The organism is Paenibacillus sp. KACC 21273 (genome assembly GCF_028736095.1).
In the GTDB taxonomy this organism is placed as follows: Bacteria; Bacillota; Bacilli; order Paenibacillales; family Paenibacillaceae; genus Saccharibacillus; species Saccharibacillus kyungheensis.
In genome coordinates this window covers 1,993,591-2,018,556 of record NZ_CP117876.1, presented here as the reverse complement: position 1 = coordinate 2,018,556, position 24,966 = coordinate 1,993,591, and the positions used below count along the sequence as shown (strand labels likewise).

Here is a 24,966-nt window from a genome sequence, read left to right as displayed (position 1 = left end):
TCAAATTAATCGATAAAACGCTCAAATCCATACACCATACCGCTATATTCCATTACTTTCTGAATACCTAGCTTCACGCCTGGCATATAGCTAGAACGCTCATACGAATCATTACGGATTTTGAGTGATTCTCCAGCACCGCCAAAAATCACTTCTTGTTGAGCAAATACGCCTGGCAAACGGACACTGTGAATACGGAATCCATCATATTCTCCGCCCCGAGCGCCTTGTATATTCTCTTTTTCATTAGGGTTACCTTGTTTGATCGGTTGACGAACTTCTGAGATCATTTCTGCTGTTTTGACAGCTGTACCGGAAGGAGCATCTAATTTCTGATCTCCATGATATTCAATAATCTCTACATTTGGAAAATGCTTCGCCGCTTGCGTTGCAAAACGCATCATCAAAATAGCTCCAATCGAGAAGTTCGGAGCAATCAGTCCGCCTAGACCGGCTGTCTGGCATTTCTGATCTAATTCTTGTATTTGCTCCGGTTTATATCCTGTAGTACCCATAACCGGACGAACCCCTGCTTCAATCGCTAACAACGCATGTTCATAAGCAAATTCAGGTGTTGTGAAATCCACCAGTACATCTGCTGGATAATCTGCTAATGCTTGCTTCAGATCAGCCACTACTTCTATATTAGCTGTCGGCATGCCAACCAACTGACCTGCATCTTTCCCGGCATCAGAACGCCCGATCGCTGCGGCTAATTCTAACTGTTTGTCACCTAGTACTAATTTTACAACCTCTTTACCCATACGACCGCCTGCTCCGGCGACAATTACTTTAATCAATGTTGTCATTATAGACTCCTTTTACTTGGAAATAGATTTCTTGCATTTATTTTTCTTCCGTATTATTTTCTTCTATACGTGTCCAGCGATCCTTATCGCGTGTATTAAATTTATGCATCACTTGATTGTGTGCTTGTGTCAGATCAATCCCCAGTGAATTGGCAAAACACATCGTAATAAATAAAATATCACCAAGTTCCAGTTCAATCGAATTGTCATCTTCATCATTTTTTTTAGGTTTTTCGCCAAATGAATGATTGACTTCACGAGCCAATTCACCTACTTCTTCAGACATGCGTGCTAACATTGCAAGTGGTGAAAAATAGCCTTCTTTAAATTGCGAGATATACGCATCAACTTCACGTTGCATTTCTGCTAAAGATTTCTCTGTCATTAATTATAGCCTCCATTGCACATTTTCAATCTTATGTACCTTTTATACCCAACAAATAAACGGTATTCATTGTTACTACAATGTTATCCTAAAGCGATTTTGAACACAAATCAATATTTTCAATATTTATTCAGTTGCTTATTTTTATAACTTTTATGCAATTATGCATAAAAAAATGTATACTATTAAAGGTTAGTTTATTTTACGGAGGTATCGGCGATGTCGAAGCACAAATATTGGAATCAGCTCAGATTGATTATTCCGATCATATTCGGAGCCAGCGTGTATGCATTTGGTTTGTTGTATTTTATTATTCCCAACACCTTGATGGAAGGTGGAGTTACAGGAATTACAGTGCTTTTGAATTATGCGTTTGGTATATCGCCCTCCTTATCTACATTAATTCTCAATATTCCTTTATTTTTAATTGGGCTCAAATTGCTAGGTAAACGTCAAATGATTTATACCGGAGTCGGAATCGCTTCGCTTACCTTTTTCTTATGGTTATTTGAACGAATGATCAAAATAGGCTGGATTGGTACATTTCAGACCAAAAATGATTATATTTTAGCTGCTTTGTATGCTGGCGTAACGTTAGGTACAGGGCTGGGAATTGTTTTCCGCTTTGGTGGGACTACAGGTGGTTCGGATATTATTGCACGTATTCTTCATTTGAAGTTCGGCTGGAGTATGGGACAGATTATGCTTGTGATTGATATTGTGATTATAGGCTCTTCGTTATTTTTTATTAGCAAAGAATTGGTATTATACACATTAGTGACTGTCTATATTGCTTCGAAATTAATAGATTTTATTCAAGATGGTGCGTATTCTGGAAAAGCATTTACAATTATTAGCGATCATGCTGGTGAAATTGCTGAAATTATTATGAAAGAACTGGATCGAGGGGTAACTTTAATTCCTGCAATCGGTGCCTACTCCAAGCATGCCAAAGAAATTGCGTATTGCGTTGTATCCAGACAAGAGATTCGTCGTGTACAAATGATTGTACGCTCTGTTGATCCACGTGCTTTTATGATTATTAATGAAGTCAATGATGTACATGGCGAAGGATTTCGTGAAGACAGCTGAGTTGGTATAATTGAAGTAATCGAAATATTCACTTTTGCATCATCCACTCCAGCAACATCGCTGTTATTATCGTCGCTGTTGTAAACGAACACTTTGATTAACTGCTTGGCAGTCGGTATTCGTTTACAACAGCGAGCGATTCGCTCTCCAGAACAATGATTTTACTTACGCTACGCTATGTTGTGAAGTGCTATATTTTTCTTTTCATAGATAAAAAGAAACACAATCCTTTTTAAGGTTTGTGTTTCTTTTGTTAAATGTACTATTTTAGTGAATCTTTGTAACGTGTTCTTACATTTGCAGGTTTTTTCAACTTCTACAGATATGAAAAAATTTATTAATCAAACGACCGTATTTTACGGGCTTGTCGTAATGCTAATGCTCCAGCTAATGCAGATACAAAAGTTAGCACTACTGTGAAATTACGGACTTGATCTAGACGTTCGACTAAAAGTGGAGTCAGCCATGGATAGATATGTTGTGAATAATCCATATAATCGTTGAGTAATGTCCATGCCAGAGCGATCACAAGATATTTCCAACCAAAAACAAAAAAACGGACAAATAACAGCGATTCTATTGCCATAGTCAAATGAGAAGCGGTTAACATCCAATCTTGCCAGTATAATGGATCACCTAATGCTACGCCCCAGAAGATCATAACGACTGCCCAGACCCCGTATTTAACAGAAGTGACAACAGCCAGTGCTTCAAATAATTTACGAATAACAATCAGCCAGTTTTGCTTGGGCGGATATAAAATAAAAGCTAATGCTACTGTAAAAAATAAACTTGCAGTTGGACTATCAGGTACAAAGATAATCATCCAGGTTGGCTTGATCTCTAATGTGTATTCCAACTGTAATCCATACCATATGTATCCATACACTGTTCCTATCGCATTACAGATAAGCAGTAACCATAACACTCTACGATCGGTTAACAGCGCTTTACTCCACAATAATGAAATCGACATAAACATTCCCCTTTATCTATTACCACTCTGCTGTATTCTTGGTTAGCCACGAATCTATATCATTTTAATAGGATGTCTAATTACACGCAAGTGCTATGAAATTTTTATCATTTATGAATACGCACAAAAAAGCCTGCCTGATATAGGCAGACTCCGCCGGCTAGTATACATTGCCTTTTATAATCAAATTCCGTTTCTTCCTAAACGTCCGACAACGGCATCCATACGACTTCTGATAGTTCTGCTTGTTACGCTTACAAACAGATATTGAGCATCATACACTTTTGGAATTAAAACGATAATGATTTGCGTTCAACGATTTCGACGACAGGCTCTAACACTACAACCGCAGAAGCTAGCGTACGCAATTCATTCGTTAAACGTTGAAAAGCATCTTCGTCTCTTTCTGCAAGTGCTTGATCAATCAATAGGTGTAATTCATTCATACGATGCTCACGTAGTACTTGATCCCATACCATTTCAGCCGCTAGTCCCAGCATAACTTCATAGGTTACTTTCATCTTGTACATAGGGCGCACCTCCATAATGCTATTTCATGGATTCCTGAACTCTGCTCCTTTGTCCACATAGCTCTGTGTTGTACGTGCCATCCGCTCTAAATCTTGTTCGGTTAGCTCTCGTATAACACGTGCCGGTGAACCTAAAGAAAGAGTATAAGGTGGTATTATTGTGTTCTCAGTGACAAGTGAACCTGCACCAATCAATGCATACTCTCCAATATCAGCGCCGTTCAGAATAATAGCTCCCATTCCAATAAGAGAACCTTTACCTATTCGGCAACCATGTACGATAGCGGAGTGTCCGACAGAGACATCATCTTCGATCCATAACGGATGTTTCTCATGTACATGTCCTACAACTAAATCTTGAATATTGCAGCGTTCCCCAATGATGACTGGAGCTAGATCGCCACGCAGTACAGCATTGAACCAGATACTGCTATCTTTGCCAGCAGTCACATTACCAATTAATTTGGCACCTTCTGCAACAAAAACACTGGGATCGATATTCGGTAGTTGATTATGATAAGGCAATAACATGTGATTAACCCCTTAATGGCATTTAACCAATTTATTTGTAAGCGCATCACTTATTATACAAAAAAATAAAATAAAAAATAACCCGTCAAAAGAAGGGTTATTCTAAATGCTGGATATTGTTGTACAAAATCGTAGTCCATTCCTGTTCGGTGCGCTCCAAAATCGTCAACGACAGATTACCAATTCGCTCGGTATGAGCCTCTTTTAACAGGAGAGTAAACAGTTGAGACAGAAATCCACCATGACTAACCACCAAAATATTTTGCTCAGGATATTGCTCTATCGTCTGATTCAAAAATTCCATACCTCGTGCTTGAATATCTTCTATTTTTTCTTGACCTAGTTCTAATGTCTCCCAATCTGCGCCCCACTTTTCTTCGCGCTCTTGCCATGTTAATCCTTCAACTTGTCCAAAAGCACGTTCTTTTAAACGTTGATCTGGTTCCAAAAGTGGAATATGTAACCGATCTGCTATTATTTGAGCGGTTTCTTGTGCGCGGGATAATTCACTAGCCACAATAAAATCCCATGATATAGCTTCACTTTCTGTAGCCAGACGTTCTGCTAATCGTCTCGCTTGACTTCTGCCTTCATCATTTAATGGAATATCGCTATGTCCTTGAATACGTCCCAAAGCATTCCAATCGGTTAGTCCATGTCTGATTAATCCTATACGCATCGATATATATCCTACTTTCTATTTGTATTGAATATAAAAGTGATACAAATTGATAATCTATACTAACACAATTTGCACCTATTCCAAACAAAAAAGCAATTCACATCCACCATGTTCCGTTCATGGTTAAGGTTGTGAACTGCTTTGATACATTTGAAATATTAATGACGTGCTTTGGCAAGCCATCGTAATGAAAGTAACGCTAGCATCATACCTACCACTGATAAAATCATCCAGTATTGAGGATGACTTGGACTCATAGGAATAACCAAAGGATCGATCAGACCGCGCTCAGAGCCTACAAAATGTAACGAAGAATTCGCTACTGTTGCATTATCGCTTGTAGCAATCGCTGTAGGTACAATCCCTGATACACGTTCTTGTGCTGCATCCCGATCGAATGTTCCTGAGAAATCGAGTGTTAGATATAATGAACTACATACAAATATAGCAAACAAGCAGAGAATCCAGGCCGATAAACGACGGCGGAACAAACGCAATATAGGTCCATGCTTACGATCAGTCTGTAATACCCATGGAGATTCAGCGTAAATACGATCCATAACTGTAAGGTTTACTTTTTCGGCCTCAGCAGTCATTATCAGCTCAGAAGCTTTGTCTTCTTCCACCTGAGCCTGAATTAAATCATAACTTTCCTGCCATATTTGAAATTCCGCCGCACAAGCCGGACACTGTTCTATATGACGGTCAAGTGCCTGGCGGCGCGAATCATTTTTCGGAAGATCATGATATATCCCGAATAACTCTTCGGCCTCTCTGCAATTCATTTTCTTTTCATCCCTTCAATAGGCTCATCATAGACCGAATCATAGAAGTACGGTTCTAACCGAACTTTTACACTCGCTCTTGCCCGGAACAAAAGAGACTTGACGGAGCTTACACTCTGAGAAAGAATTTCAGCGATTTCCTGATAATCCATCTGGTCATATTCGCGGAGGATCAATGCAGATCTTTGCTTTTCAGGTAAAAGATCAATTGCTTCACGTACCATCTGTACACGTTCGTTACGCAATGCAGCTTGTTCTGGCACCATGCTGTTCGGTGCTAAAGGAACAAAACCACTTTCTTCGAGTGGTACACTGCCATTTTTTTGTTTGCGCAGTTCACTAAGTACGGTATTGCGTGCAATTGTATATAACCATGTCGAGAACGAAGCATCTACTTCCCGGAAGGAATGAAGGCTTTTGTAAGCCTTGTAGAACGTCTCTGAACATAAATCTTCTGCCATCATCTCGAGATTGGAGTTTTTAAGCATATGATATACAAATGCCAAAATTTTGCGCTGATAACGACGCATCAGCTCTGAATATAACTCCACGTCACCGTTTTTAATTTCCTGAATCAACAGGGAATCATCTGTCATTCTAATGCGACCCTCCTCGTTGCTGCCGCCGCATCTTTCCGTTCCTTGTATATTAAGTAATACCGAAACGGACGGCAAAAGTTGCGGTAGAAAACGAATTTCCCACAACTTTACAACAACTTCTCTAGTTTAAAATGGATTTGAAATGATAAAACTACGAATGTAACTAAACTGCAATATAATAAGCGATGAATTATCGTTAGTTGGTACGATTGAGAGAGCTTTATTTAATAAAATAAGTCTCAGAAAAATGTCCTTTTGTATCCTATCTAATTATCAGACGGAGTACAAACAAAAAAGGTTGCTGATTTTAGAAAAAAAATTTAAAAATTCATTATTCTTTTTGAAGCTCGATTGCAAGATGGGAAAAGAGGATATTGTAAAGGTGATACACTCCCTTGATTTTGCTATATCTATGCTTCTTTATGTAGGTCTCCTTTTGACTATAAATCATTATCGGTTGGCGATAGATATTTTATGAAGTTATTTAGCAAGGATTAGTTGTCATCTGTATTTTGATCCCAATGCCAAAGACTCAAATATCCTTTAGCAGGTACAGGATTTTGCAATCTTTTCATTTGATCCAATTCCCACGCGTACCGGCCTTCCATATAATCCCCTACTTGTTCTTCAAAATCTGTAATCGATCGCATTCTTCCTGCCGATTCTAGGATTACCTGATCTTCCTGTGTAAAAGACTGCCAGCAATCGATTAACATTCCTGTGGCGATAATAGCTCCTGTCGGAAGATCGCCTGGCGTCATATATCCATGCTTGGTCAATATGATTTTTATAGCCGGATCTTCACAAGCTTTTTTATCTATGGCTTTGCCAGCATGAATCGCTATTTCTCCGCGATGTTTGGTTGCCCAACTGCGAGTTTCAAATCTTTTTTCTCCGATAGCAATCAATGTTGCCCATGGTTGTCTGATCGTGACTGCTCTCATCTTTGCCTCCTGTTACGATAACTATTCATATATAATCTGATAACTGTAGTCCATAGGAATTGTAAGATAGATTAGATCATTCTACATTAAACATTCCCTGACTATTATATTCAATCTTATCGTCTATATACAATCTTGTTCAAAGATCGTTTCTTATAGTGTATGTATTTGAGGTATAACAAAGTATTAAATATCCATTTTACTACAGTCTTACGATATCAAAAGACAAAAAGAAACCGCTAACATAAGTTAGCGGTTTGTTCCCACCTAAGAAGGGGGAGCTAGTATTGGATAGGAGTGGAGAGAAACCATACTGTACTTTCATTATACTGTATACGCTTTCATTCTGTCAACACTCTTAGCTAATATTTTCATAATTTCCTAAAAATAATTTAAAAATCCATATTTGGAAGCCAGTTTACTGTAAGATGTAGACTGGTTTCCTTAATGTTTTACTTTAGATGTTGCGCTCACTCGCTGAACAAATGCTTGCTCTTACTACCTATACAAACACACTATATTGTTGATCTTGAAGCATAATTTTCGCTTTTTCCATATCGTGTTCTTGTCTAAATGATAACCGCATAACGCCCGGTACATCTTCTCGGCTCTCTACGATCTGAACATTGCTAATATTGATACCTTGATTACCAATTTCTGTCGTGATTTTGCCTATAATCCCTGGATGATCAGGAACTTCCAAATAGAGATCATATAACGAAGCAATCATGCCTTTGCGGCGTTCAGGCAATTGATCACGAAAAGCACCAGCTTTTTCAAATTGTTCTTCAATGCCACGAGAATCTTGTTGACGTAATAGCTCGATAAATTCAGCTACCCCACGATTCCAATCTTCTAGCAAAGACAAGATGATCTGCCGATTATTGAGCAAAATATCGCGCCAGACGATCGGATCACTTGAAGCGATACGTGTGATATCACGAAATCCACCTGCGGCTAACATACGATACAATGGATTTTCTTGATTGTACTGACGAATCTGATTGACCAGTGCTACAGCAATCACATGCGGTAAATGACTAATGGCTCCCACAATCTCATCATGCATTACAGGTTCTACTTTTACAATCTGTGCTCTTGTTGTCTGCTCTATCAGATTCCCTAATCGGTCTAAAACGTCCTGTGGTACGTTTTCAGGAGGAGTCAGTACATAGTATGCATTTTCAAATAAAAGCGCTGAAGCCGCTCCTACTCCTGCTCGTTCTGAACCCGCCATAGGATGGCCACCTATAAAATAAACGGAATCTAGATTCAATTGTGCAGCATGAGCAATAACAGATGCTTTGGTACTACCTACGTCTGTAATAACGCAACCCTGTTTTAGAGGCAAATGGCTTAATTTATCCAAATAAGTACCGATCAGACTCACAGGCACACATAAAAAAATAAAGTCGGCATCCAGTGCCGCCTCTTCGATCGAAAGTGTAGCATGGTCAACAACTTCCCGTTCTTGATACGTATGTATTAATTCCGGGAGGTGCGTGTAGCCCGTTACATATAGATCAGGCTTGCCTTTAAAACATAGTGCAAGCGAGCCACCAATCAGCCCTACACCGAAAATTGCAATTTTAGTTGTCATCACATATCCCACTCATTCTTTATCTGATATCAAGTATGATCAATATCAGGACTATATCTGCTTATCGTTACAAAAGCGGGCATAGATCCTGATATTGTTATACTTGCGCTTACGAAGTTACACTGTTGTTGATTGTTCTTGCATAGATTCTTCTAATGCACGAATAAAGATTTCATTTTCACGTGCTGTTCCGACAGTAACACGAATGTACGTTGAGTATTTCTGATGCCCTGCACGAACAATAACGCCGCGACGTAGCATCGATTGGAATATTTCTAATGCTTGATGCTTCACATCTACCATAATGAAGTTAGTCTGTGACGGGAAATAATGAAGTCCCAGACGATCAAATTCTGCTGTTAAATATTGAATGCCTTCTTTGTTTTTATCATGACATTCTTGAACAAAATGTTGATCTGCTAATGCTTGACGTGCCGCAGCTTGACCAATTCGAGACGTATTGAACGGTTCACGTACTTGGTTGATCAATTTGATCACATCAGCATGACCTACACCATAACCAATACGAAGCGCAGCCAGACCATAAATTTTGGAGAATGTACGCAAAATGACGACATTCGTATATTTTTCTAGTAATTTAAGACTTTGCGGGTAAGCCGCATCTGTTACATATTCATAGTAAGCTTCATCTAGAACAACCATTACACTACTCGGAACCTGTTCCAAAAAGCCGATTAATTCTTCATGCGATACAATTGTACCTGTTGGATTATTGGGATTACACACCCAGATAATTTTAGTACGTCCATTGACTTGCGCCATCATACCTTCCAGATCGTGTACACCGTCTTTTAAAGGCACTTCATGCACAAGTGCGCCTTCGATATCGGCATTGCTTTTATATACCGAAAATGTCTGATCTGCCATAATAGTCTCATCACCCGGCTCTAAAAAAGCACGTGTAATCAAAGCAATAATTTCATCTGATCCACAACCAAAAATAATCTGATTCGGTTCAACGCCCAAATGTGCACCTAACTGAGCCGTTAGTTCTACAGCTCCACCATCAGGATAAATATGTAGCTGAGTTAATTCTTTAGCAATCGCTTCTTGTACTGATGGAGCAGAACCGTAAGGATTTTCGTTAGATGCTAATTTGATTACTTCACTTAGACCGAGTTCACGTTTAACTTCTTCTAAAGGTTTACCTGGTTGGTATACAGGAATGTTAACGATACGAGATTTAGGCTTCATTCTTTTTAACTCCTTCATGTAAAAGTTGGAGCCGCTATGATAGGGCTCCATCTTTATTAATATAGTAATTTTTTATTCTTTTAATTCTGCCACAAATTTGCGAATTTGCAATAATCCTTCGATTTTGCGTTCAGGATTGGTTAAAAGAGGAATTTGTGATTCGATCTGACGTACAATCGCACTACCTACTACCACGCCATCACAGAATTTAGAAAATTCTCTTACTTGTTCGCTACTCGAAATCCCAAATCCAACGGCTACTGGAAGATCGGTATTGCTTTTCACATCGCGGATAAATTGCTCTACATTATTATGAAACGAAGCTCGTTCTCCGGTTACTCCCAGTGAAGATACGCAATATACGAATCCTTGAGCGCCATCTAGAATCGCTGCGATTCGGTCATTGGATGTAGGAGCTACAAGAGGAATCAAGCTCACACCTGCTGCTTTGGCACGTTCTCTCATTTCACCAGACTCTTCAACAGGTAGATCAGGAATAATCATCCCGCTGATCCCATGAGCTTGCATCGTTTCAAAAAAAGTATCCAATCCAAATTGCAATATCGGATTATAATACGTAAACAAAATAAATGGCATTTCTACTCCACGCTGACGTGCTCCATCTGCTACTTCTAGACAAGTATGAATCGTCACCTGATGAGTAAGCGCACGCTGAGAAGCACGCTGAATTACAGGCCCATCTGCTAGTGGATCGGAATAAGGTACACCTAACTCCAAAATATCGGCTCCAGCCGCTTCCATTTCTACAATAATATCAATAGTGGTCTGTGGATCAGGATCACCTACAGTAAGAAATGGAATTAAAGCTGTTTTGCCTTCTTCTTTCAGGCGGGAAAACGTAGCGTCCATACGATTCTGACTTTGATCGGTCATGCTCATTGTACGCCCTCCTCATACTGCATAATGGATTCTACATCTTTGTCGCCACGACCGGAAAGGCAGATCACTAGAAGTTGATCACTGCTCATATCTTTAGCGATTTTGACCACATGTGCAATCGCATGCGAAGATTCTAAAGCAGGAATAATACCTTCGGTACGGCAAAGCAATTTCAAAGCATCCAAAGCTTCCGCATCGGTTACAGGCACATATTGTACACGCTTAATGTCTTTTAGATAAGAGTGTTCAGGGCCTACTCCCGGATAATCGAGACCGGCTGAGATCGAATGTGCAGGTTGAACCTGTCCGTATTCATCTTGCAATAGATAACTCATCGATCCTTGAAAAACACCTTTCGTTCCCAGACTCATCGTTGCTGCATGTAGAGGTGTATCAATACCACGTCCAGCGGCTTCGACACCGATCAGGTTAACATCTGTATCTTCTATAAACGGGTAAAACATACCGATTGCATTACTACCGCCTCCGATACAAGCAACAACTGTATCTGGTAAACGATTTTCGATGTCTAAAATTTGGCGGCGTGTCTCGTCTCCAATAATGCGTTGGAAATTACGTACCATCATTGGATATGGATGAGGCCCTACTGCTGAACCTAGGATATAAAATGTATCTTCTACATTACTTACCCAGTAGCGTAATGCTTCATTTCCAGCATCTTTAAGGGTCATTGTGCCCGAAGTAACAGGAACAACTTCTGCCCCTAGCAATTTCATCCGAAATACATTTAACTGCTGACGACGAATATCTTCTTCGCCCATAAATACTTTACATTCAAGCCCGAACAATGCCGCTACAGTAGCTGTAGCTACACCATGTTGACCTGCACCCGTTTCAGCAATCACTTTCTTTTTCCCTGTGCGCTTAGCGAGTAACCCTTGAGCAAGTGCGTTATTGATTTTATGAGCCCCTGTATGATTCAAATCTTCACGTTTTAGATAGATTTTAGGGCCGCCTAATTCTTCGCTCAACCGTTGTGCATAATATAATGGTGTTTCCCGTCCAGAATATTCTTTGAGCAAATATTTAAGTTCTGTCTGAAATTCTTCATCTTCTGCATATTGATAATAAGATTGTTCCAATTCAATAAGTGCATTCATCAGAGTCTCAGGCACATATCTTCCTCCAAAATCGCCGAAACGTCCTTTTGCATCTGGTAATGTAGTCATTATGCCTTCACCCTTTCTACAAATGTTGTTATTTTCGTGATGTCTTTGATTCCGTCCGTTTCTACTCCACTTGATACATCGACGCCTTCAAGCGAATGATGATGGAGCAGAGATGATACATTGTCTGGCGTTAATCCTCCAGCGACAAGCAATGGAATATCGTGTGTAACTGTCCACTGATGATAAGGTTCTATTTGGTCCCAGGCAAACGTTTTACCTGAACCTCCTCCATATAGAGGATCATACGTATCTAATAAAAAGGCATCGACAACGCCTTGATAAGGTAACAGTTGTTGTTCTACAGATTGTTGTTGTGCTGTATTTGTCAGTGAAATCACTTTGAATACCTGCTTCTGCAATTGCTCTTGAATCTGTCTACACAGTTCAGGAGACTCTTGACCATGAAGCTGGATCACATCAAGTGGCGCTACCTCAACGATATCTTTTAATTCATCCAATGTCGGATTTACAAACACACCGACACTTTGAGGAACCGTATCGTTTTGCCATTGATGCAACGTTTTGATCAGCATAGCTGCTTGATCACGATTCACTTGACGCTTGCTTGTAGCAAAAACGAAACCGATGTAATCAATCGGTAATTGTATCATAGATTTTAGCACTTCAACGCTTTGAAGTCCACAAATTTTTACGTATTTTTTTTCGCTGTTACTTTGCTGAGTGGATGATTGTTGAGCTTTATTCATGTGTGCTTTTGGAATCATTAAAGTTGGCAGTTTTGGTAGGTTCCATAAGCGTTGTTACAGCATTACGAATATCGTCTTTACGCATAAAGTACTCTCCAACCAATACGCCTTTAGCTCCTGCACCTGATAAATAAATCATATCATCCACTCCAGAAATTCCACTTTCACTAATCAAAGGAACATTGGCGGGTACTAGATTAATCAGTTCAACTGTAGTCGCAAGTGATGTCTCAAATGTTTTGAGATTGCGATTGTTTACACCAATTAATCCATGTTCAGCAGCTCCTTTAATTTGTAATACGGTCGCTAATTCTTCGCGATCATGTACTTCAATCAATACATCCAGCCCAATAGATAATGCCAGATCAAAAAACGATTGTAATTGTTCAGGTGTCAAAATAGCTGCAATTAACAAAATAGCATCTGCACCGATTAAACGTGCTTCATAAATCTGCACCTCATCAATAATAAAGTCTTTACGCAGTAACGGAAGATGTACTGCATGGTGAACAGCGGTTAAGTATTCTTTATTCCCCTGGAAATAATCGACATCTGTTAATACAGAGATACAATCTGCACCTGCATCTTCATACGCTTTAGCAATTTCAACAGGATCAAAGTCCGGACGAATCAATCCTTTTGATGGCGAAGCTTTTTTCACTTCTGCAATCAATCCCATCGAATGATGAGGATGTTGGATTAATGCTTTTCGAAAACCTTTTGTTGCAGGTAAAGTTTTAATCTGCTCTTTGGCTTGTTCTACCGAAAATGACTTTTTCAATTGTTCAACTTCCTGTTGTTTGGTTACTACAATACGATCAAGATACATGGCTTAATCCCTCCGTTGTGTCTATTAATTGTTGTAACTTATGAGCAGCAGCTCCTGAATCGATAGCTTGAGCTGCTATAACGGCTCCTTGCGCAAGTGAATCGGCCTGACCTGAAAGGTAGATACAGGCTGCACTATTTGCGACTACGACATCACGATAAGCACTTTCTTCTCCGCGCAGTACACTGCGAATAATATCAGCATTTTCCATAGCGTCTCCGCCTAATGTATGTTCTATTGGATGTGTAGGTAGACCAAAATCTGCCGGGCTAATCTCATAGGTGTGTACTTGACCATCTTTTAGCTCTGCTACTCTTGTAGGGGCAGATATACTAATTTCATCAAGTCCATCCAGACTAGCTACAACCAGTGCACGCTTCAATCCTAGTAAATGAAGTGTATGGGCTACTGTCTCAATCTTACTAATATCGTACAACCCAATCAACTGACGGTCAGCTCCGGCTGGATTGGTTAAAGGCCCTAACATATTAAAGACCGTACGTACCCCTAACTCACGACGTGTAGCAGCGGCATACTTCATAGATGGATGAAACACTTGCGCAAACATAAAGCAAATACCGATATCTTCCAAACATGCAGCCGCTTGATCAGGATTTAGCGTAATATTCACACCGAGAGCTTCTAATACATCTGCACTTCCTGCTTTGCCTGAAGCAGATCGATTACCATGCTTGGCAACACGTACACCGATAGAAGAAGCAATAATCGCAGATACCGTTGAAATATTAAATTTATGAATCCCCGAACCACCTGTTCCGCATGTATCTAACAATCCGTCTGACAATACAGGAACACTACCTCCATTAGTACGCATCGCTTCTGCTAAGCCGGTAATTTCTTCTACTGTTTCTCCTTTGATTCGAAGAGCTGTTAATAAGCCTCCGATTTGGGAAGGAGTAGCAATACCGCTCATAATCACATTCATCACTTGACTCGACTGTTCGCGTGTTAAGTGCTTGCCTTCAATAATGGTAGCAATTGCTTGTTGCATCAGTTCATTTCCAACCATCTCTGTCTCTCCTTTACCTCTTTTATCTTTATCTATTTATTTACAAGGATGTTTAACGATCATATCCGTACATATAATCTTGATTGATTTCAGACTCGTTTTCTTGCTCTTTTGGTAAAAACATCGCTTCAGCAACACGAATCGATTTGAGCATTCCTTTGGCTTTGTTCACTGTTTCTTCGTATTCTTTTTCTGGAACCGAATCCCAGACGATACCTGCTCCTGCTTGTACATAAGCTTTACCGTTTTTGAAAATAATCGTTCGAATCGTAATACAAGCATCCATATTACCGGAGAATCCTAGATAACCGATTGCTCCTGCATAAGCACCGCGTGCTTCATTTTCGATTTCAGCAATAATTTCCATCGCTCTTAATTTCGGTGCACCAGATACGGTTCCAGCAGGCAGACAGGATAAGAACGCATCGAAAAAGTCTTTATCTTTGTGCAATGTACCTGATACACCAGATACAATATGCATCACATGGGAATACCGTTCGATTTCCATAAATGTATCTGTTTTGACACTTCCGAATTCAGATACTCGTCCTAGATCGTTACGACCGAGATCGACTAACATTAGATGTTCTGCACGTTCTTTCTCGTCTTGAAGCAATTCTTCAGCTAATGCTTGGTCTTCGGCTTCTGTCTGACCACGAGGACGCGTTCCGGCGATAGGACGTGTCTCTAAGCGATCTCCTGCTACTTTTACAAGTGCTTCTGGCGATGTACCTACAATGATCTCATCATCCATTTTCAAATAATACATATACGGTGATGGATTCATTGTGCGTAATACACGATATACTTCAAGCGGCGATACTTCTGTCTCAATATGAAACCGTTGAGATAAAACCACTTGAAAAATATCCCCAGCACGAATATATTCTTTTGCCCGATCTACACCATCCAAATATTCTTCTTTGGTCATATTGGATTGAATTTCGCCCATCTCTACATCTTCCGATACCGGGCTACGTCCCATCGTACTAATAGAAGGTTGCGTTTTTAATAAATCTTCTGTCGCTTCTAGCTTACGGCTCGCTTTGGTATAAGCTTCACGAATTTGTTGTTCTGTAGCGTTATCCGGTACATGCACATTACCAACTAACAAAATATGTTGTTTTACATGGTCAAATACTACAATCTGATCACAGAACATAAATTGAATATCATCCATCTGCATATCATCTATCCGATGAGCAGGTAATTTTTCATAATACTGTTGTAGATCATAGCCGAAAAATCCTATCGCTCCGCCTGTAAATGGAGGCAATCCATCTACTTTAGGGCTACGATAACGTTGCAATAATGTTTTGAGTTGTTCAATAGGCTTGCCTGCTAATTCGGCTTCCTGACCGTTGATTTCAAGTTTGATTCTGCCCTTTTTGCCAGAGATCAGAAGAAATGGATCACTACCGATAAACGAATAACGTGCCCATTTACTACCGCCTTCTACACTTTCCAGTAGAAAGGCACGTTTATGATCAGCATAACGTTGAAAAATCCGAATCGGGGTCTCCATATCGCCTAGCAAACGGTTGACAATAGGAATCAAATTATATTCTTTCGATGTTGCAATCACTTGTTCAATATTGGGCTGAATCATAGTATTCGCTCCTCAGATTTGTATTTTGGGTACTAAAAAAGCCTTCACGCGTGTCGACGCATGAAGGCTGCAATAGACGTACAAAATGTACAAATGTCAGAATCGATTACTTGGGATTCCGGCAGAATCGAAGTATTCCCACTACAAATAGTACAAAGAAATAAGTAAACAGATATTATACATCTGCATACTGATATTCATCATCTGTCAGCTATCTAGTTAGCACCACTTTGATATGATTACCCATTTATGATAACAGTGATACACTCTTGTACCTCTCGTTATATCCATAATTCTGATAATCATCATTTTAGGTGATGCTTACGATTGTGCTATACAGATACTTCTATTGTCTATTTCTAGCTGTACCACGTTATACTGCTTGAAACGTCTTCGCTATTGTCTTCCTGCTGGCACACGATCCGAATTGAATAACATACAGTGTCTTCACACTTATGGATCAATCCGCTCTGCCCGCCGACAAGGCTTACGTTTCATTCTCATCTATACTCTTCTCTACCTCTACTTGCATCTCAGCTCATTACACGGCTCTTACTATTTATCTTAACGACTACTATACAGCAAAAGAAACGTCTAACGCAACCCTTACATCCTATCCCTATTCTGAAATGACTAAATCTGGACGTAATCGCTTGGCTTCGTTTAAATAAACATGTTTGATTTCTTGTTGTGATTTTGTCGTATTTACTTGAATCATCAGTCGGATACATTTAGGTAAGCTGTTCTGTACTGCTGCTTCCACCGCACACATTAAAGGAACCATATTCCAACCTTCCATTTCACGAATCGCTAATGCTGGAAAAATAGCATCCAGATCAGGTGTCATCGTAATCCAGATACAGCTGATATCTTCAGGTTCAAATTGATTACGGCCTACAATCTCCTTCAGCAATACTACGGTTTCATCCAATATTTCCTGTTTGTCATTATTGATTACTGTAGTAGCCCCACGAATTCCTCGATTGTACATCGTTTACACCTCTTCCTTTAATTGCTCGACTACACGGCGTACCAGATCATAATCAACATTGTGATTGATCTCTACAACACCAATCGATTTGGGAACGATAAATGTCATTGATCCTTCTTGAAACTTTTTATCATGCATCATCGCTTCCATAATCCGATCAGTATCCAGACGTTCAGGCAATACAGTAGGCAGTCCAAGTGCTGTTAACATCCGACGTGTCGTATCCACCAGACCGGGTTCTCCACCTAATTGTTCCCCTATCAGCGCAGAACCGACTATACCAATAGAGATCGCTTCTCCATGAATAATCTCACCATATCCTGCTACCGCTTCAATAGCATGTCCTATAGTGTGTCCTAGATTAAGAATTGCTCGTAGATCATTTTCGCGTTCATCACGTGAAACGACGATTGCTTTGATCGAACATCCTTTTTCCAGTCCATAACCCATCGCTGTCATGTCTACAGATTTCAACTCTTCAGCATGTTCCAGACACCAATAAGCAAATTCTTTATCCCAGATTAAACCATGCTTCACCATCTCTGCAAGTCCAGCATTAATTTCACGTTTGGGTAATGTTTGAAGTGTTGTCAGATCATATAATACGAACTCTGGTTGATGGAAAACACCGATCATATTTTTAGCCAGACGATGATTAATCGCTACTTTTCCACCTACACTGCTATCATGTGCAAGTACGCTAGTCGGCATCTGAATAAACCGGATACCGCGCATATAGGAGCCAGCGACAAACCCAGCCAGATCACCTACTACACCGCCACCCAAAGCGATGACAGTCGATTTGCGATCCAGACCACCTTGAATCGCTTTGGTCATGACTTCTTCAAATACAGACATCGATTTGGACTGTTCCCCTGCACCTACAATCGCGGTCACGACTGTAAATCCAGAAGCAGTCAATGACTGCTCCACAATATTCAGATAAGGATCAGCCACATGTTCATCGGTAACGATCAATACCGGGCTTTGCTTAGAAATGTGATGATTGTCTAAATAAGTTCCTGCCTGTTGCAACAAATCTTCTCCAATATAGATTGGATAGGAACGTTCGCCAAGTTGGACATCAACGGTTCTCACCGCAGACATTAGTATTGCTCCACTTGAGCAAGGTAATTTTTAAGATTGTTACGAATCTCATCCATCGAGTCGCCGCCAAATTTCTCAAGGAAAGCCTTGGCTACTTCCCAGGCAACAACACTTTCAAGCACAACGCTAGCGGCAGGTACAGCACAAGCATCAGAACGTTCCACTTGAGCAGTAAAAGCTTCTTTGGTATCGATATCTACACTTTGTAGCGGTTTGTACAATGTTGGAATAGGCTTCATTACTCCGCGGACAACGATTGGCATACCATTCGTCATTCCACCTTCAAATCCACCCAGACGGTTGCTAGCACGATGATATCCACGCTCTTCGTTATATAAAATCTCATCATGTACTTGTGAACCACGAAGTTCTCCTGCTTCAAAACCAATACCGATCTCTACACCTTTAAAAGCATTGATCGACATAACGGCTTGAGCGATACGTGCATCGAGCTTACGGTCATATTGAACAAAACTTCCCAGACCGACAGGAACGCCTTCAATAATGCATTCAACCACTCCACCGATCGAGTCGCCTTCTTTTTTGATTTGTTCAATATAAGCTTCCATTTTTTGCTCGGTTTCTTTATCAACCACACGTACAGAAGATTCTTCCGTTTGAGCAATCAACTCATCCAGTGGAAGATTGTGAGGTGGTGCTACAATTTCACCGATACGAATCACTTGTCCAGCCACTTTAATCCCGAACGCTTCCAAGAACTGACGTGCTACAGCTCCACAAGCGACACGAATCGCTGTCTCACGTGCACTAGAACGCTCTAATACGTTACGCAAATCTTTGTGATTATATTTAAGACCGCCATTCAGATCAGCATGACCTGGACGTGGACGATGTACACGACGTTTTTCTTCGTCTGTACCTTCCATCGGCTCAATATTCATAATTTTAGTCCAGTGCTTCCAGTCATTATTAGCTACAACCAAGGCTACAGGTGCTCCTGTTGTATATCCATGACGTACACCGCCTACGATATCGGCTGTATCTTTTTCAATTTGCATGCGGCGACCTCGTCCATACCCTTTCTGACGACGTGCCAATTGGAAATTCAATGCTTCAAAATCCAGCTCTAGCTGGCTTGGTAATCCTTCAATAATCGCAGTCAATTGGGGACCATGTGTCTCCCCTGCTGTTAAATAACGTAAACTCATTGTTGCGTTCCCCCTTTAAACTGTTAAACTGTGCATTGCTAAAATCCGTAATTATCTTTGCTTATTATAGTACAGCATCTATTGGTTTGACAAGAAAGGGTAAAACATTGATGTAATCTATTGTTACTAGCTATTTATCATAAAAAACACGCCACCTTTTCGTCAGAGACGATACCAGCAGCGTGTTTTTATTTAAATGGATTGCATAGATTCTCTTTAGATTAGATCTAGAAAATGAGTCTATACATGAATAAGTATCGCGTATTTCTAGCCTCAGTCATGTGCACTTTTTATTACAGATCAAGCGAAAATCAGCCTTTTTTGTAATAAAAGAATGTTTCCGATGTCTCGAACCCATATTGTGCCGGAGAAAAAATCTGCTCCGTACTGCCTACAAATAATACTCCACCAGGACGCAGACTGTTTGCGAATTTATGATACAGCATGTTTTTGGCTTCTTCTGTAAAATAAATCATCACATTGCGACATACGATTAGATCGTATCCTGTTTCAAACGTATCGGTCAGTAGGTTACCTTTACGGAAATTTACCGCTTTTTTCAGCGAGTCACTAATATGGAACATGTGACCATCTGCTGTAAAATGGCGTTTGGCAACATCAGCAGGAACATCTTTTAATGAACGTTCCAAATACATTCCTTTTTTAGCTTTTTCCAATGCACCGTCATCAATATCCGTAGCATGTAAAGTAGTACTGGATAAAAGATTTTTGTCAGACAGGATCATCGACAATGTATATGGCTCTTCACCTGTAGAACAAGCTGCGCTCCATACTTTTAAGTTTTTACCGTTGTTTTTTTGCAATTGCGGTAAAATCGAATCACGCAATACTTCCCAACGGTTCGGGTTACGCCAAAATTCAGATACGTTGATCGTCATACGATCCAAAAATTCATAAAATAACGTTTTGTCTTTCAACATTGCATCGAAAAACGCGCTAAATGTAGAAAATCCATTTTTGGTACGTAATGTTGTCAGACGACGCTTCATTTGAGCTTCTTTGTATTGAGACAAATCGATTCCAGTATTATCTTTTACTTTTTTTATAAAACCTACATAGTCCGGGTCTGAATGAATAGTATCATTAATAAGCATGGGATCACTTCCTTGATCATCATTATAAGTGCAGTCCATGCGAGGGTATGTTTAGATCCATGCTGAAATATTTTTGTCGTAAACGCTTAATTCGTTCTCGTCAAAAAAATTAGCAATCTCCCGTTCAGCACTTTCAACTGAATCGGAACCGTGAATCAGATTGAGTGGAGTATGATTAGCAAAGTCACCACGAATCGTTCCAGGTTGTGCTTCAGTTACTTTTGTTTTGCCGATAACCATGCGAGAGATTGTGATAATATCATCACCTTCCCAGACCATAGCGAACACCGGACCTGAAGTAATAAAGCTGATCAAACCATCATAGAATGCTTTGCCTTCGTGCTCTGCATAATGACGCTTTGCCTGTTCCTCTGTTGCGGTTACGAACTTGCCACCTACCAGCTTAAAGCCTTTGTCCTCCAAACGACTGACAATGCGTCCTATTAACCCCCGCTGCACACCATCAGGTTTAATCATCAAAAATGTGCGTTCCATTGGTTCACTCTCCCATTATCTACAATGTGATCTGCTACTGGGCATAGTTGGTAATGATGCCCACCTGTGTATTCTAACAGAAACCACTGTTTACAGAAAGGAAGCGTTTCATAGCAATTTTCGACATTTTCTGATTGTACTCAAACCTGAACGGTATACATTACTGGACATATCGAATATTTGGACAAAATAGTGATTTGAACCGCTATTCAATATGCTTTGTAATGTATATATCGACCGTATGATCCCACTCTATTAGCAATTAGTAAATATTTTACGTATAGCCAAGCATTTTATTTTGCACAATCTTCTATATTCTGCAATAAAACATAAAATTGTCGAACATTGTTGTAGATTAATGTGAACGATTAGCTACAAATTTAGCAATCTCTTGCAAGTGCTTTTGCGTTCTACCTGCTGGCAACTGACTAAGCGCATGCATCGCTTTTTGAATATAACGATCCGCTAATAATTCAGCTTCTTGTATTCCCTGACTTTCACGTACCATGCGTACTGCTGTAGTGACATCTGTCTCGCCATTAGCATTATGGATTCTTGTAATCTCTGCCAGTAACGGCTCTCTACGTGATTCATCTTGAAGTGCATACAAAACAGGAATCGTAATATTCCCTTGGCGCAGATCGCTACCAGGTGGCTTACCTAGTTGTTTCTCAGTGCCGCAGAGATCCAGCACATCATCACGAATCTGAAAAGCCATACCGACGTTATAACCGTATCGGTATAATTCACGCGTGATTTCTTTGGGCGCATTAGCAGCAATTCCACCCAATTGACAACTAATTGCGATCAATAGCGCTGTTTTGCGACGAATCCGTAGTAAATAACGACGAATACTTTGTCCTGTATTGAAAAAGTCTCTAATCTGTTCCATCTCACCAATAGACATCTGTACCATCGCTTTCGATAATACTTGATGAATTTGCGGATTTTCCAAACGTGCTACAATCATCAATGCTTTGGCATAAATATAATCGCCTGTGTACATGGCAATCCGGTTATCCCATTTGGATTTGACGGTCGGTTGACCGCGACGTGTGTCTGCATCATCAATTACATCATCATGTACAAGTGAAGCCATATGAATCAATTCCAAAGCAACGGCTACATTGCTTAGACGATCCAGATCGTACGTACCATACTTGCCTCCAAGCAACACAAAAGCGGGACGAAGCCGTTTGCCTCCCGCTTTGAGCAAATGAAGTGATGTTTCATTTAATAGAGGATGTTCACTGTCTATACTATGACTAAGCTGTCGTTCTATCACATTCATGTCTTTTTTTAGTGTCCCGAAAATATCCAGTAGTTTCATTCGTTCACCCGTGTTAGTGTATTGTCAGTCCATAATTCCATGTGTACTTCATGATCTAGCAATCCAAGCTCATATGCATATTGAAAATACAATGCTAAACCTTTTTGCTCTGCTTCTCCAAAATCATACCATAATTGCTGAAAATAGTGTTTCCAATACGCATGATCGCCACCCATTTTTTGCTGAGCTTCTTGAATCACTGGATTCAGATCGGCGATAGAACGCTGTTTACTTTTTACCAATTGCTGTGCTGTTTCGGTTACAAATTCAGGATATGTAGCTGCAAATTGTTTGTTAACAGCCCATACAGCAAATGTCATACTTAGCCCTGTCCATGACTTCCATTCTTGTCCTAGATCAGTCACGATATAACCTGTATCTTTTTGCGCGGCGGCAATCGCATGATCACCGATCAATAAAGCTGCATCCGCTTGTTCCATCATTTCATCCAAGCTCGGGTCCATCGAAATGTATTCTGGCGTAAGGTGATAACGCTTATTCAGAATAATTTTGAGAAGATTGATAGAAGTAGCTGACGTATTAGTCAGCGCGATCGTTCCATTTCCCAGTTCTGCAATTGGCTTTCTGGAAAACAGAAGAATCGATCCGACTGCATTTTTAGCACTCACAGATAGATCAGGCAATAACCAGAAATCAGACGAGCGCGTACCATAAGCAAATGAAGACACCGGTGTAAGATACAATGTTTCTTCTAACAAACCCCGATTCAAGTTAGCAGGAAGATCGCTATGAATCTCTGCGGGCAAGGATAGAGCCGACGGATCAAAATGATGATACACCGGCCAATCGTTTGTATATTCTATTTTACCAATTTTGAAAGGTTGTTCAAAACTTTTCACGACCATTCCCCCATCGTTCAAATAATTGATGTTCGATGTCCAGAATATCGAGCACCTTGCCAACCATGAAGTCGACCGTATCATCCAATGTTTTGGGACGATAATAAAAAGCAGGCATAGCCGGAACAATACTCACGCCCATACGTGCTAGTTTTAACATATTTTCTAAATGTATCGCTTGAAGTGGAGTCTCTCTTGGTACTATAACCAATTTACGCTCCTCTTTAAGCACAACATCTGCTGCTCGTGTCATTAAGTTCGCTGACATCCCACCTGCAATATTAGCAAGAGTCCCCATCGAACAAGGAACAATGATCATCGCTTTAACCCGAAAAGAACCGCTAGCAATCGTTGCTCCGATATCAGAAAAGGAGTGATATACCAATTGTTCTGACCATTTACCAAAATATTGCTCTAACATTTCTTCTCTGCTAGACGCTTCCCAGTCCATCTCTTCTTTAAGTACGCGCCAACCCGCATTCGAGATCACTAAATGAACAGTATAACCGAGGGATAACAACACCTCGGTTAATCGAATACCGTATATAGAACCACTAGCTCCTGTAATTCCTACAATATAGCGTTGTTTCGCTGTATGTTCTGTAGAATTTACCACCACTGTTTCACCACCAGATCGATCAATGTAAATACAAATACGATCAGACTAAGTGTACTATTTAAGGTGAAAAAGGATGTTTGTAGACGGCTTAAATCTTTTGGTGTCAAAATATAATGCTGATAGAACAAAATAGCCAGTGCGATCACAGCACCGATAAAATACCACCAGCCCAGTCCAGCCATAACGCCAATCGCAATTAGACCGATTGCTGTAATCACATGAAATCCTTGTGCAATTTTAAGTGCTTTAGCAATTCCGAAGCGACTTGGGATCGAATATAATCCTTCTTCACGGTCAAATTCTTCATCCGCACAAGCATAAATCACATCAAAACCTGCTGTCCAAAACGTAATCGCAATATAAAATACAATCGCTGTCCAGCTAAATTGACCGGTTACCGCTATCCAACCACCAAGTGGTGCTAGACCTAGCGTCATACCAAGCACGACATGACACAGCCAAGTAAAACGTTTGGTATAGGAATAGATCACAAGCATAAAGATAGCAATCGGTAATAATTTTAATGCTAACGGATCTAATTGTGTTACTGCCCAGAAAAAGATAACTAACGAAATTAGTGTAAATAGTACAACTTCGCTTGAACGCAAAAGACCAGCTGGAATCGCACGCATCATTGTACGTGGATTTTTACCATCAAACACCTGATCAATTAGACGGTTAAGACTCATTGCAGCTGTACGCGCACCAATCATCGCTAGCAAAATCCAACCAATCTGTGTCCATGAAGGCAAGTGACCATTGATTACATACGATCCTAAAATGGTTCCCATAAAAGCAAAAGGCAACGCAAACAGCGTATGCTCTATTTTAATCATTTCTAAAAACACTTTAAATTTCTTAAACATT

At 40.1% G+C, this 24,966-nt stretch carries 27 protein-coding genes; 1 reads left to right on the top strand and 26 read right to left on the bottom strand.

Annotated elements, in window-relative coordinates; all coding sequences use genetic code 11:
- Positions 1–5 precede the first annotated feature (5 nt).
- The gene (gene dapB, locus PQ460_RS09190) at positions 6–809 is read right to left on the bottom strand and encodes a 4-hydroxy-tetrahydrodipicolinate reductase (RefSeq protein WP_274172427.1); all 804 of its coding nucleotides are present in this window, start codon (positions 807–809) and stop codon (positions 6–8) included.
- Between the two features lie 37 nt (positions 810–846).
- Positions 847–1,194, bottom strand: coding sequence for a nucleotide pyrophosphohydrolase (locus PQ460_RS09185; RefSeq protein ID WP_274172426.1), 348 nt, complete (start codon positions 1,192–1,194; stop codon positions 847–849).
- Between the two features lie 219 nt (positions 1,195–1,413).
- Between PQ460_RS09185 and PQ460_RS09180 the strand changes: the two genes are divergently transcribed.
- Entirely contained in the window at positions 1,414–2,286 is an 873-nt protein-coding gene (locus PQ460_RS09180) for a YitT family protein (protein WP_274172425.1), read from the top strand.
- A gap of 337 nt (positions 2,287–2,623) precedes the next feature.
- Here PQ460_RS09180 and PQ460_RS09175 read toward each other — a convergent pair whose 3' ends face one another.
- From PQ460_RS09175 to PQ460_RS09060, 24 genes are all read right to left on the bottom strand, one after another.
- Positions 2,624–3,262: a DUF1405 domain-containing protein gene (locus PQ460_RS09175; RefSeq protein WP_274172424.1), complete on the bottom strand. Its 639-nt coding sequence runs from the start codon at positions 3,260–3,262 to the stop codon at positions 2,624–2,626.
- Positions 3,263–3,552: 290 nt separating this feature from the next.
- Positions 3,553–3,792, bottom strand: a complete 240-nt coding sequence (locus PQ460_RS09170; protein WP_273612853.1) for an IDEAL domain-containing protein — start codon at positions 3,790–3,792, stop codon at positions 3,553–3,555.
- A 24-nt stretch (positions 3,793–3,816) separates the two neighbouring features.
- Positions 3,817–4,323, bottom strand: a complete 507-nt coding sequence (locus PQ460_RS09165) for a gamma carbonic anhydrase family protein (protein ID WP_274172423.1) — start codon at positions 4,321–4,323, stop codon at positions 3,817–3,819.
- Between the two features lie 97 nt (positions 4,324–4,420).
- Complete coding sequence (locus PQ460_RS09160) at positions 4,421–5,002, bottom strand: histidine phosphatase family protein (RefSeq protein WP_274172422.1); 582 nt, start codon at positions 5,000–5,002, stop codon at positions 4,421–4,423.
- Positions 5,003–5,163: 161 nt separating this feature from the next.
- Positions 5,164–5,790 (bottom strand): anti-sigma factor family protein, encoded by a 627-nt coding sequence (locus PQ460_RS09155; RefSeq protein ID WP_274172421.1) that lies wholly within the window; start codon positions 5,788–5,790, stop codon positions 5,164–5,166.
- The gene (locus PQ460_RS09150; RefSeq protein WP_204823529.1) at positions 5,787–6,386 is read right to left on the bottom strand and encodes an RNA polymerase sigma factor; all 600 of its coding nucleotides are present in this window, start codon (positions 6,384–6,386) and stop codon (positions 5,787–5,789) included. Before PQ460_RS09150 ends, PQ460_RS09155 begins: the two co-directional genes overlap by 4 nt.
- 497 nt (positions 6,387–6,883) lie before the next feature.
- Entirely contained in the window at positions 6,884–7,333 is a 450-nt protein-coding gene (locus PQ460_RS09145) for an ASCH domain-containing protein (RefSeq protein ID WP_274172420.1), read from the bottom strand.
- Between the two features lie 502 nt (positions 7,334–7,835).
- Positions 7,836–8,933, bottom strand: coding sequence for a prephenate dehydrogenase (locus PQ460_RS09140; RefSeq protein ID WP_274172419.1), 1,098 nt, complete (start codon positions 8,931–8,933; stop codon positions 7,836–7,838).
- 117 nt (positions 8,934–9,050) lie between these two features.
- A complete protein-coding gene (gene hisC / locus PQ460_RS09135; protein ID WP_274172418.1) occupies positions 9,051–10,148 on the bottom strand; it encodes a histidinol-phosphate transaminase in 1,098 nt (365 codons plus the stop codon).
- Between the two features lie 72 nt (positions 10,149–10,220).
- Positions 10,221–11,048 carry a tryptophan synthase subunit alpha gene (gene trpA, locus PQ460_RS09130; protein ID WP_443147196.1) on the bottom strand — a complete coding sequence of 276 codons (828 nt, stop codon included), beginning with the start codon at positions 11,046–11,048 and terminating at the stop codon, positions 10,221–10,223.
- Positions 11,045–12,238, bottom strand: a complete 1,194-nt coding sequence (gene trpB, locus PQ460_RS09125) for a tryptophan synthase subunit beta (protein ID WP_273612861.1) — start codon at positions 12,236–12,238, stop codon at positions 11,045–11,047. Before trpB ends, trpA begins: the two co-directional genes overlap by 4 nt.
- Entirely contained in the window at positions 12,238–12,849 is a 612-nt protein-coding gene (locus tag PQ460_RS09120; RefSeq protein ID WP_274172417.1) for a phosphoribosylanthranilate isomerase, read from the bottom strand. The genes trpB and PQ460_RS09120 overlap by 1 nt, the downstream gene beginning before the upstream one ends.
- 88 nt (positions 12,850–12,937) lie before the next feature.
- Positions 12,938–13,774, bottom strand: coding sequence for an indole-3-glycerol phosphate synthase TrpC (trpC, locus tag PQ460_RS09115; RefSeq protein WP_274172416.1), 837 nt, complete (start codon positions 13,772–13,774; stop codon positions 12,938–12,940).
- The gene (trpD, locus tag PQ460_RS09110) at positions 13,764–14,804 is read right to left on the bottom strand and encodes an anthranilate phosphoribosyltransferase (protein ID WP_274172415.1); all 1,041 of its coding nucleotides are present in this window, start codon (positions 14,802–14,804) and stop codon (positions 13,764–13,766) included. The genes trpC and trpD overlap by 11 nt, the downstream gene beginning before the upstream one ends.
- A gap of 52 nt (positions 14,805–14,856) precedes the next feature.
- Entirely contained in the window at positions 14,857–16,413 is a 1,557-nt protein-coding gene (gene trpE, locus PQ460_RS09105) for an anthranilate synthase component I (RefSeq protein ID WP_274172414.1), read from the bottom strand.
- 619 nt (positions 16,414–17,032) lie between these two features.
- A complete protein-coding gene (gene aroH, locus PQ460_RS09100) occupies positions 17,033–17,404 on the bottom strand; it encodes a chorismate mutase (protein WP_273612866.1) in 372 nt (123 codons plus the stop codon).
- A gap of 3 nt (positions 17,405–17,407) precedes the next feature.
- Positions 17,408–18,502 (bottom strand): 3-dehydroquinate synthase, encoded by a 1,095-nt coding sequence (gene aroB / locus PQ460_RS09095; RefSeq protein ID WP_274172906.1) that lies wholly within the window; start codon positions 18,500–18,502, stop codon positions 17,408–17,410.
- An 8-nt stretch (positions 18,503–18,510) separates the two neighbouring features.
- On the bottom strand, positions 18,511–19,680 hold the full coding sequence (gene aroC, locus PQ460_RS09090; RefSeq protein WP_274172413.1) for a chorismate synthase: 1,170 nt from the start codon (positions 19,678–19,680) through the stop codon (positions 18,511–18,513).
- 311 nt (positions 19,681–19,991) lie between these two features.
- Entirely contained in the window at positions 19,992–20,795 is an 804-nt protein-coding gene (locus tag PQ460_RS09085; protein WP_273612868.1) for a CheR family methyltransferase, read from the bottom strand.
- A gap of 51 nt (positions 20,796–20,846) precedes the next feature.
- A complete protein-coding gene (gene ndk, locus PQ460_RS09080) occupies positions 20,847–21,290 on the bottom strand; it encodes a nucleoside-diphosphate kinase (protein ID WP_204823516.1) in 444 nt (147 codons plus the stop codon).
- Between the two features lie 355 nt (positions 21,291–21,645).
- Positions 21,646–22,620 carry a polyprenyl synthetase family protein gene (locus PQ460_RS09075; RefSeq protein ID WP_069327916.1) on the bottom strand — a complete coding sequence of 325 codons (975 nt, stop codon included), beginning with the start codon at positions 22,618–22,620 and terminating at the stop codon, positions 21,646–21,648.
- The gene (locus tag PQ460_RS09070) at positions 22,617–23,486 is read right to left on the bottom strand and encodes a menaquinone biosynthesis protein (RefSeq protein ID WP_274172905.1); all 870 of its coding nucleotides are present in this window, start codon (positions 23,484–23,486) and stop codon (positions 22,617–22,619) included. The genes PQ460_RS09075 and PQ460_RS09070 overlap by 4 nt, the downstream gene beginning before the upstream one ends.
- Positions 23,467–24,096, bottom strand: coding sequence for a UbiX family flavin prenyltransferase (locus PQ460_RS09065; RefSeq protein WP_274172904.1), 630 nt, complete (start codon positions 24,094–24,096; stop codon positions 23,467–23,469). Before PQ460_RS09065 ends, PQ460_RS09070 begins: the two co-directional genes overlap by 20 nt.
- The gene (locus tag PQ460_RS09060; RefSeq protein WP_274172412.1) at positions 24,090–24,965 is read right to left on the bottom strand and encodes a UbiA-like polyprenyltransferase; all 876 of its coding nucleotides are present in this window, start codon (positions 24,963–24,965) and stop codon (positions 24,090–24,092) included. The genes PQ460_RS09065 and PQ460_RS09060 overlap by 7 nt, the downstream gene beginning before the upstream one ends.
- Between the last annotated feature and the right edge of the window lies 1 nt (position 24,966).

Coding starts and splice junctions, on each gene's coding strand:
- trpB (WP_273612861.1), bottom strand. CDS start 12,238: ATGACTACATTACCAGATGCAAAAGGACGTTTCGGCGATTTTGGAGGA.
- PQ460_RS09060 (WP_274172412.1), bottom strand. CDS start 24,965: ATGTTTAAGAAATTTAAAGTGTTTTTAGAAATGATTAAAATAGAGCAT.
- PQ460_RS09085 (WP_273612868.1), bottom strand. CDS start 20,795: ATGCTTATTAATGATACTATTCATTCAGACCCGGACTATGTAGGTTTT.
- PQ460_RS09185 (WP_274172426.1), bottom strand. CDS start 1,194: ATGACAGAGAAATCTTTAGCAGAAATGCAACGTGAAGTTGATGCGTAT.
- PQ460_RS09145 (WP_274172420.1), bottom strand. CDS start 7,333: ATGAGAGCAGTCACGATCAGACAACCATGGGCAACATTGATTGCTATC.
- aroC (WP_274172413.1), bottom strand. CDS start 19,680: ATGAGTTTACGTTATTTAACAGCAGGGGAGACACATGGTCCCCAATTG.
- PQ460_RS09140 (WP_274172419.1), bottom strand. CDS start 8,933: ATGACAACTAAAATTGCAATTTTCGGTGTAGGGCTGATTGGTGGCTCG.
- aroH (WP_273612866.1), bottom strand. CDS start 17,404: ATGTACAATCGAGGAATTCGTGGGGCTACTACAGTAATCAATAATGAC.
- trpA (WP_443147196.1), bottom strand. CDS start 11,048: ATGAGCATGACCGATCAAAGTCAGAATCGTATGGACGCTACGTTTTCC.
- PQ460_RS09155 (WP_274172421.1), bottom strand. CDS start 5,790: ATGAATTGCAGAGAGGCCGAAGAGTTATTCGGGATATATCATGATCTT.
- PQ460_RS09160 (WP_274172422.1), bottom strand. CDS start 5,002: ATGCGTATAGGATTAATCAGACATGGACTAACCGATTGGAATGCTTTG.
- PQ460_RS09150 (WP_204823529.1), bottom strand. CDS start 6,386: ATGACAGATGATTCCCTGTTGATTCAGGAAATTAAAAACGGTGACGTG.
- PQ460_RS09070 (WP_274172905.1), bottom strand. CDS start 23,486: ATGGTCGTGAAAAGTTTTGAACAACCTTTCAAAATTGGTAAAATAGAA.
- PQ460_RS09165 (WP_274172423.1), bottom strand. CDS start 4,323: ATGTTATTGCCTTATCATAATCAACTACCGAATATCGATCCCAGTGTT.
- dapB (WP_274172427.1), bottom strand. CDS start 809: ATGACAACATTGATTAAAGTAATTGTCGCCGGAGCAGGCGGTCGTATG.
- PQ460_RS09075 (WP_069327916.1), bottom strand. CDS start 22,620: ATGAAACTACTGGATATTTTCGGGACACTAAAAAAAGACATGAATGTG.
- trpC (WP_274172416.1), bottom strand. CDS start 13,774: ATGTATCTTGATCGTATTGTAGTAACCAAACAACAGGAAGTTGAACAA.
- trpD (WP_274172415.1), bottom strand. CDS start 14,804: ATGGTTGGAAATGAACTGATGCAACAAGCAATTGCTACCATTATTGAA.
- PQ460_RS09120 (WP_274172417.1), bottom strand. CDS start 12,849: ATGATACAATTACCGATTGATTACATCGGTTTCGTTTTTGCTACAAGC.
- ndk (WP_204823516.1), bottom strand. CDS start 21,290: ATGGAACGCACATTTTTGATGATTAAACCTGATGGTGTGCAGCGGGGG.
- PQ460_RS09170 (WP_273612853.1), bottom strand. CDS start 3,792: ATGTACAAGATGAAAGTAACCTATGAAGTTATGCTGGGACTAGCGGCT.
- PQ460_RS09180 (WP_274172425.1), top strand. CDS start 1,414: ATGTCGAAGCACAAATATTGGAATCAGCTCAGATTGATTATTCCGATC.
- trpE (WP_274172414.1), bottom strand. CDS start 16,413: ATGATTCAGCCCAATATTGAACAAGTGATTGCAACATCGAAAGAATAT.
- PQ460_RS09175 (WP_274172424.1), bottom strand. CDS start 3,262: ATGTCGATTTCATTATTGTGGAGTAAAGCGCTGTTAACCGATCGTAGA.
- hisC (WP_274172418.1), bottom strand. CDS start 10,148: ATGAAGCCTAAATCTCGTATCGTTAACATTCCTGTATACCAACCAGGT.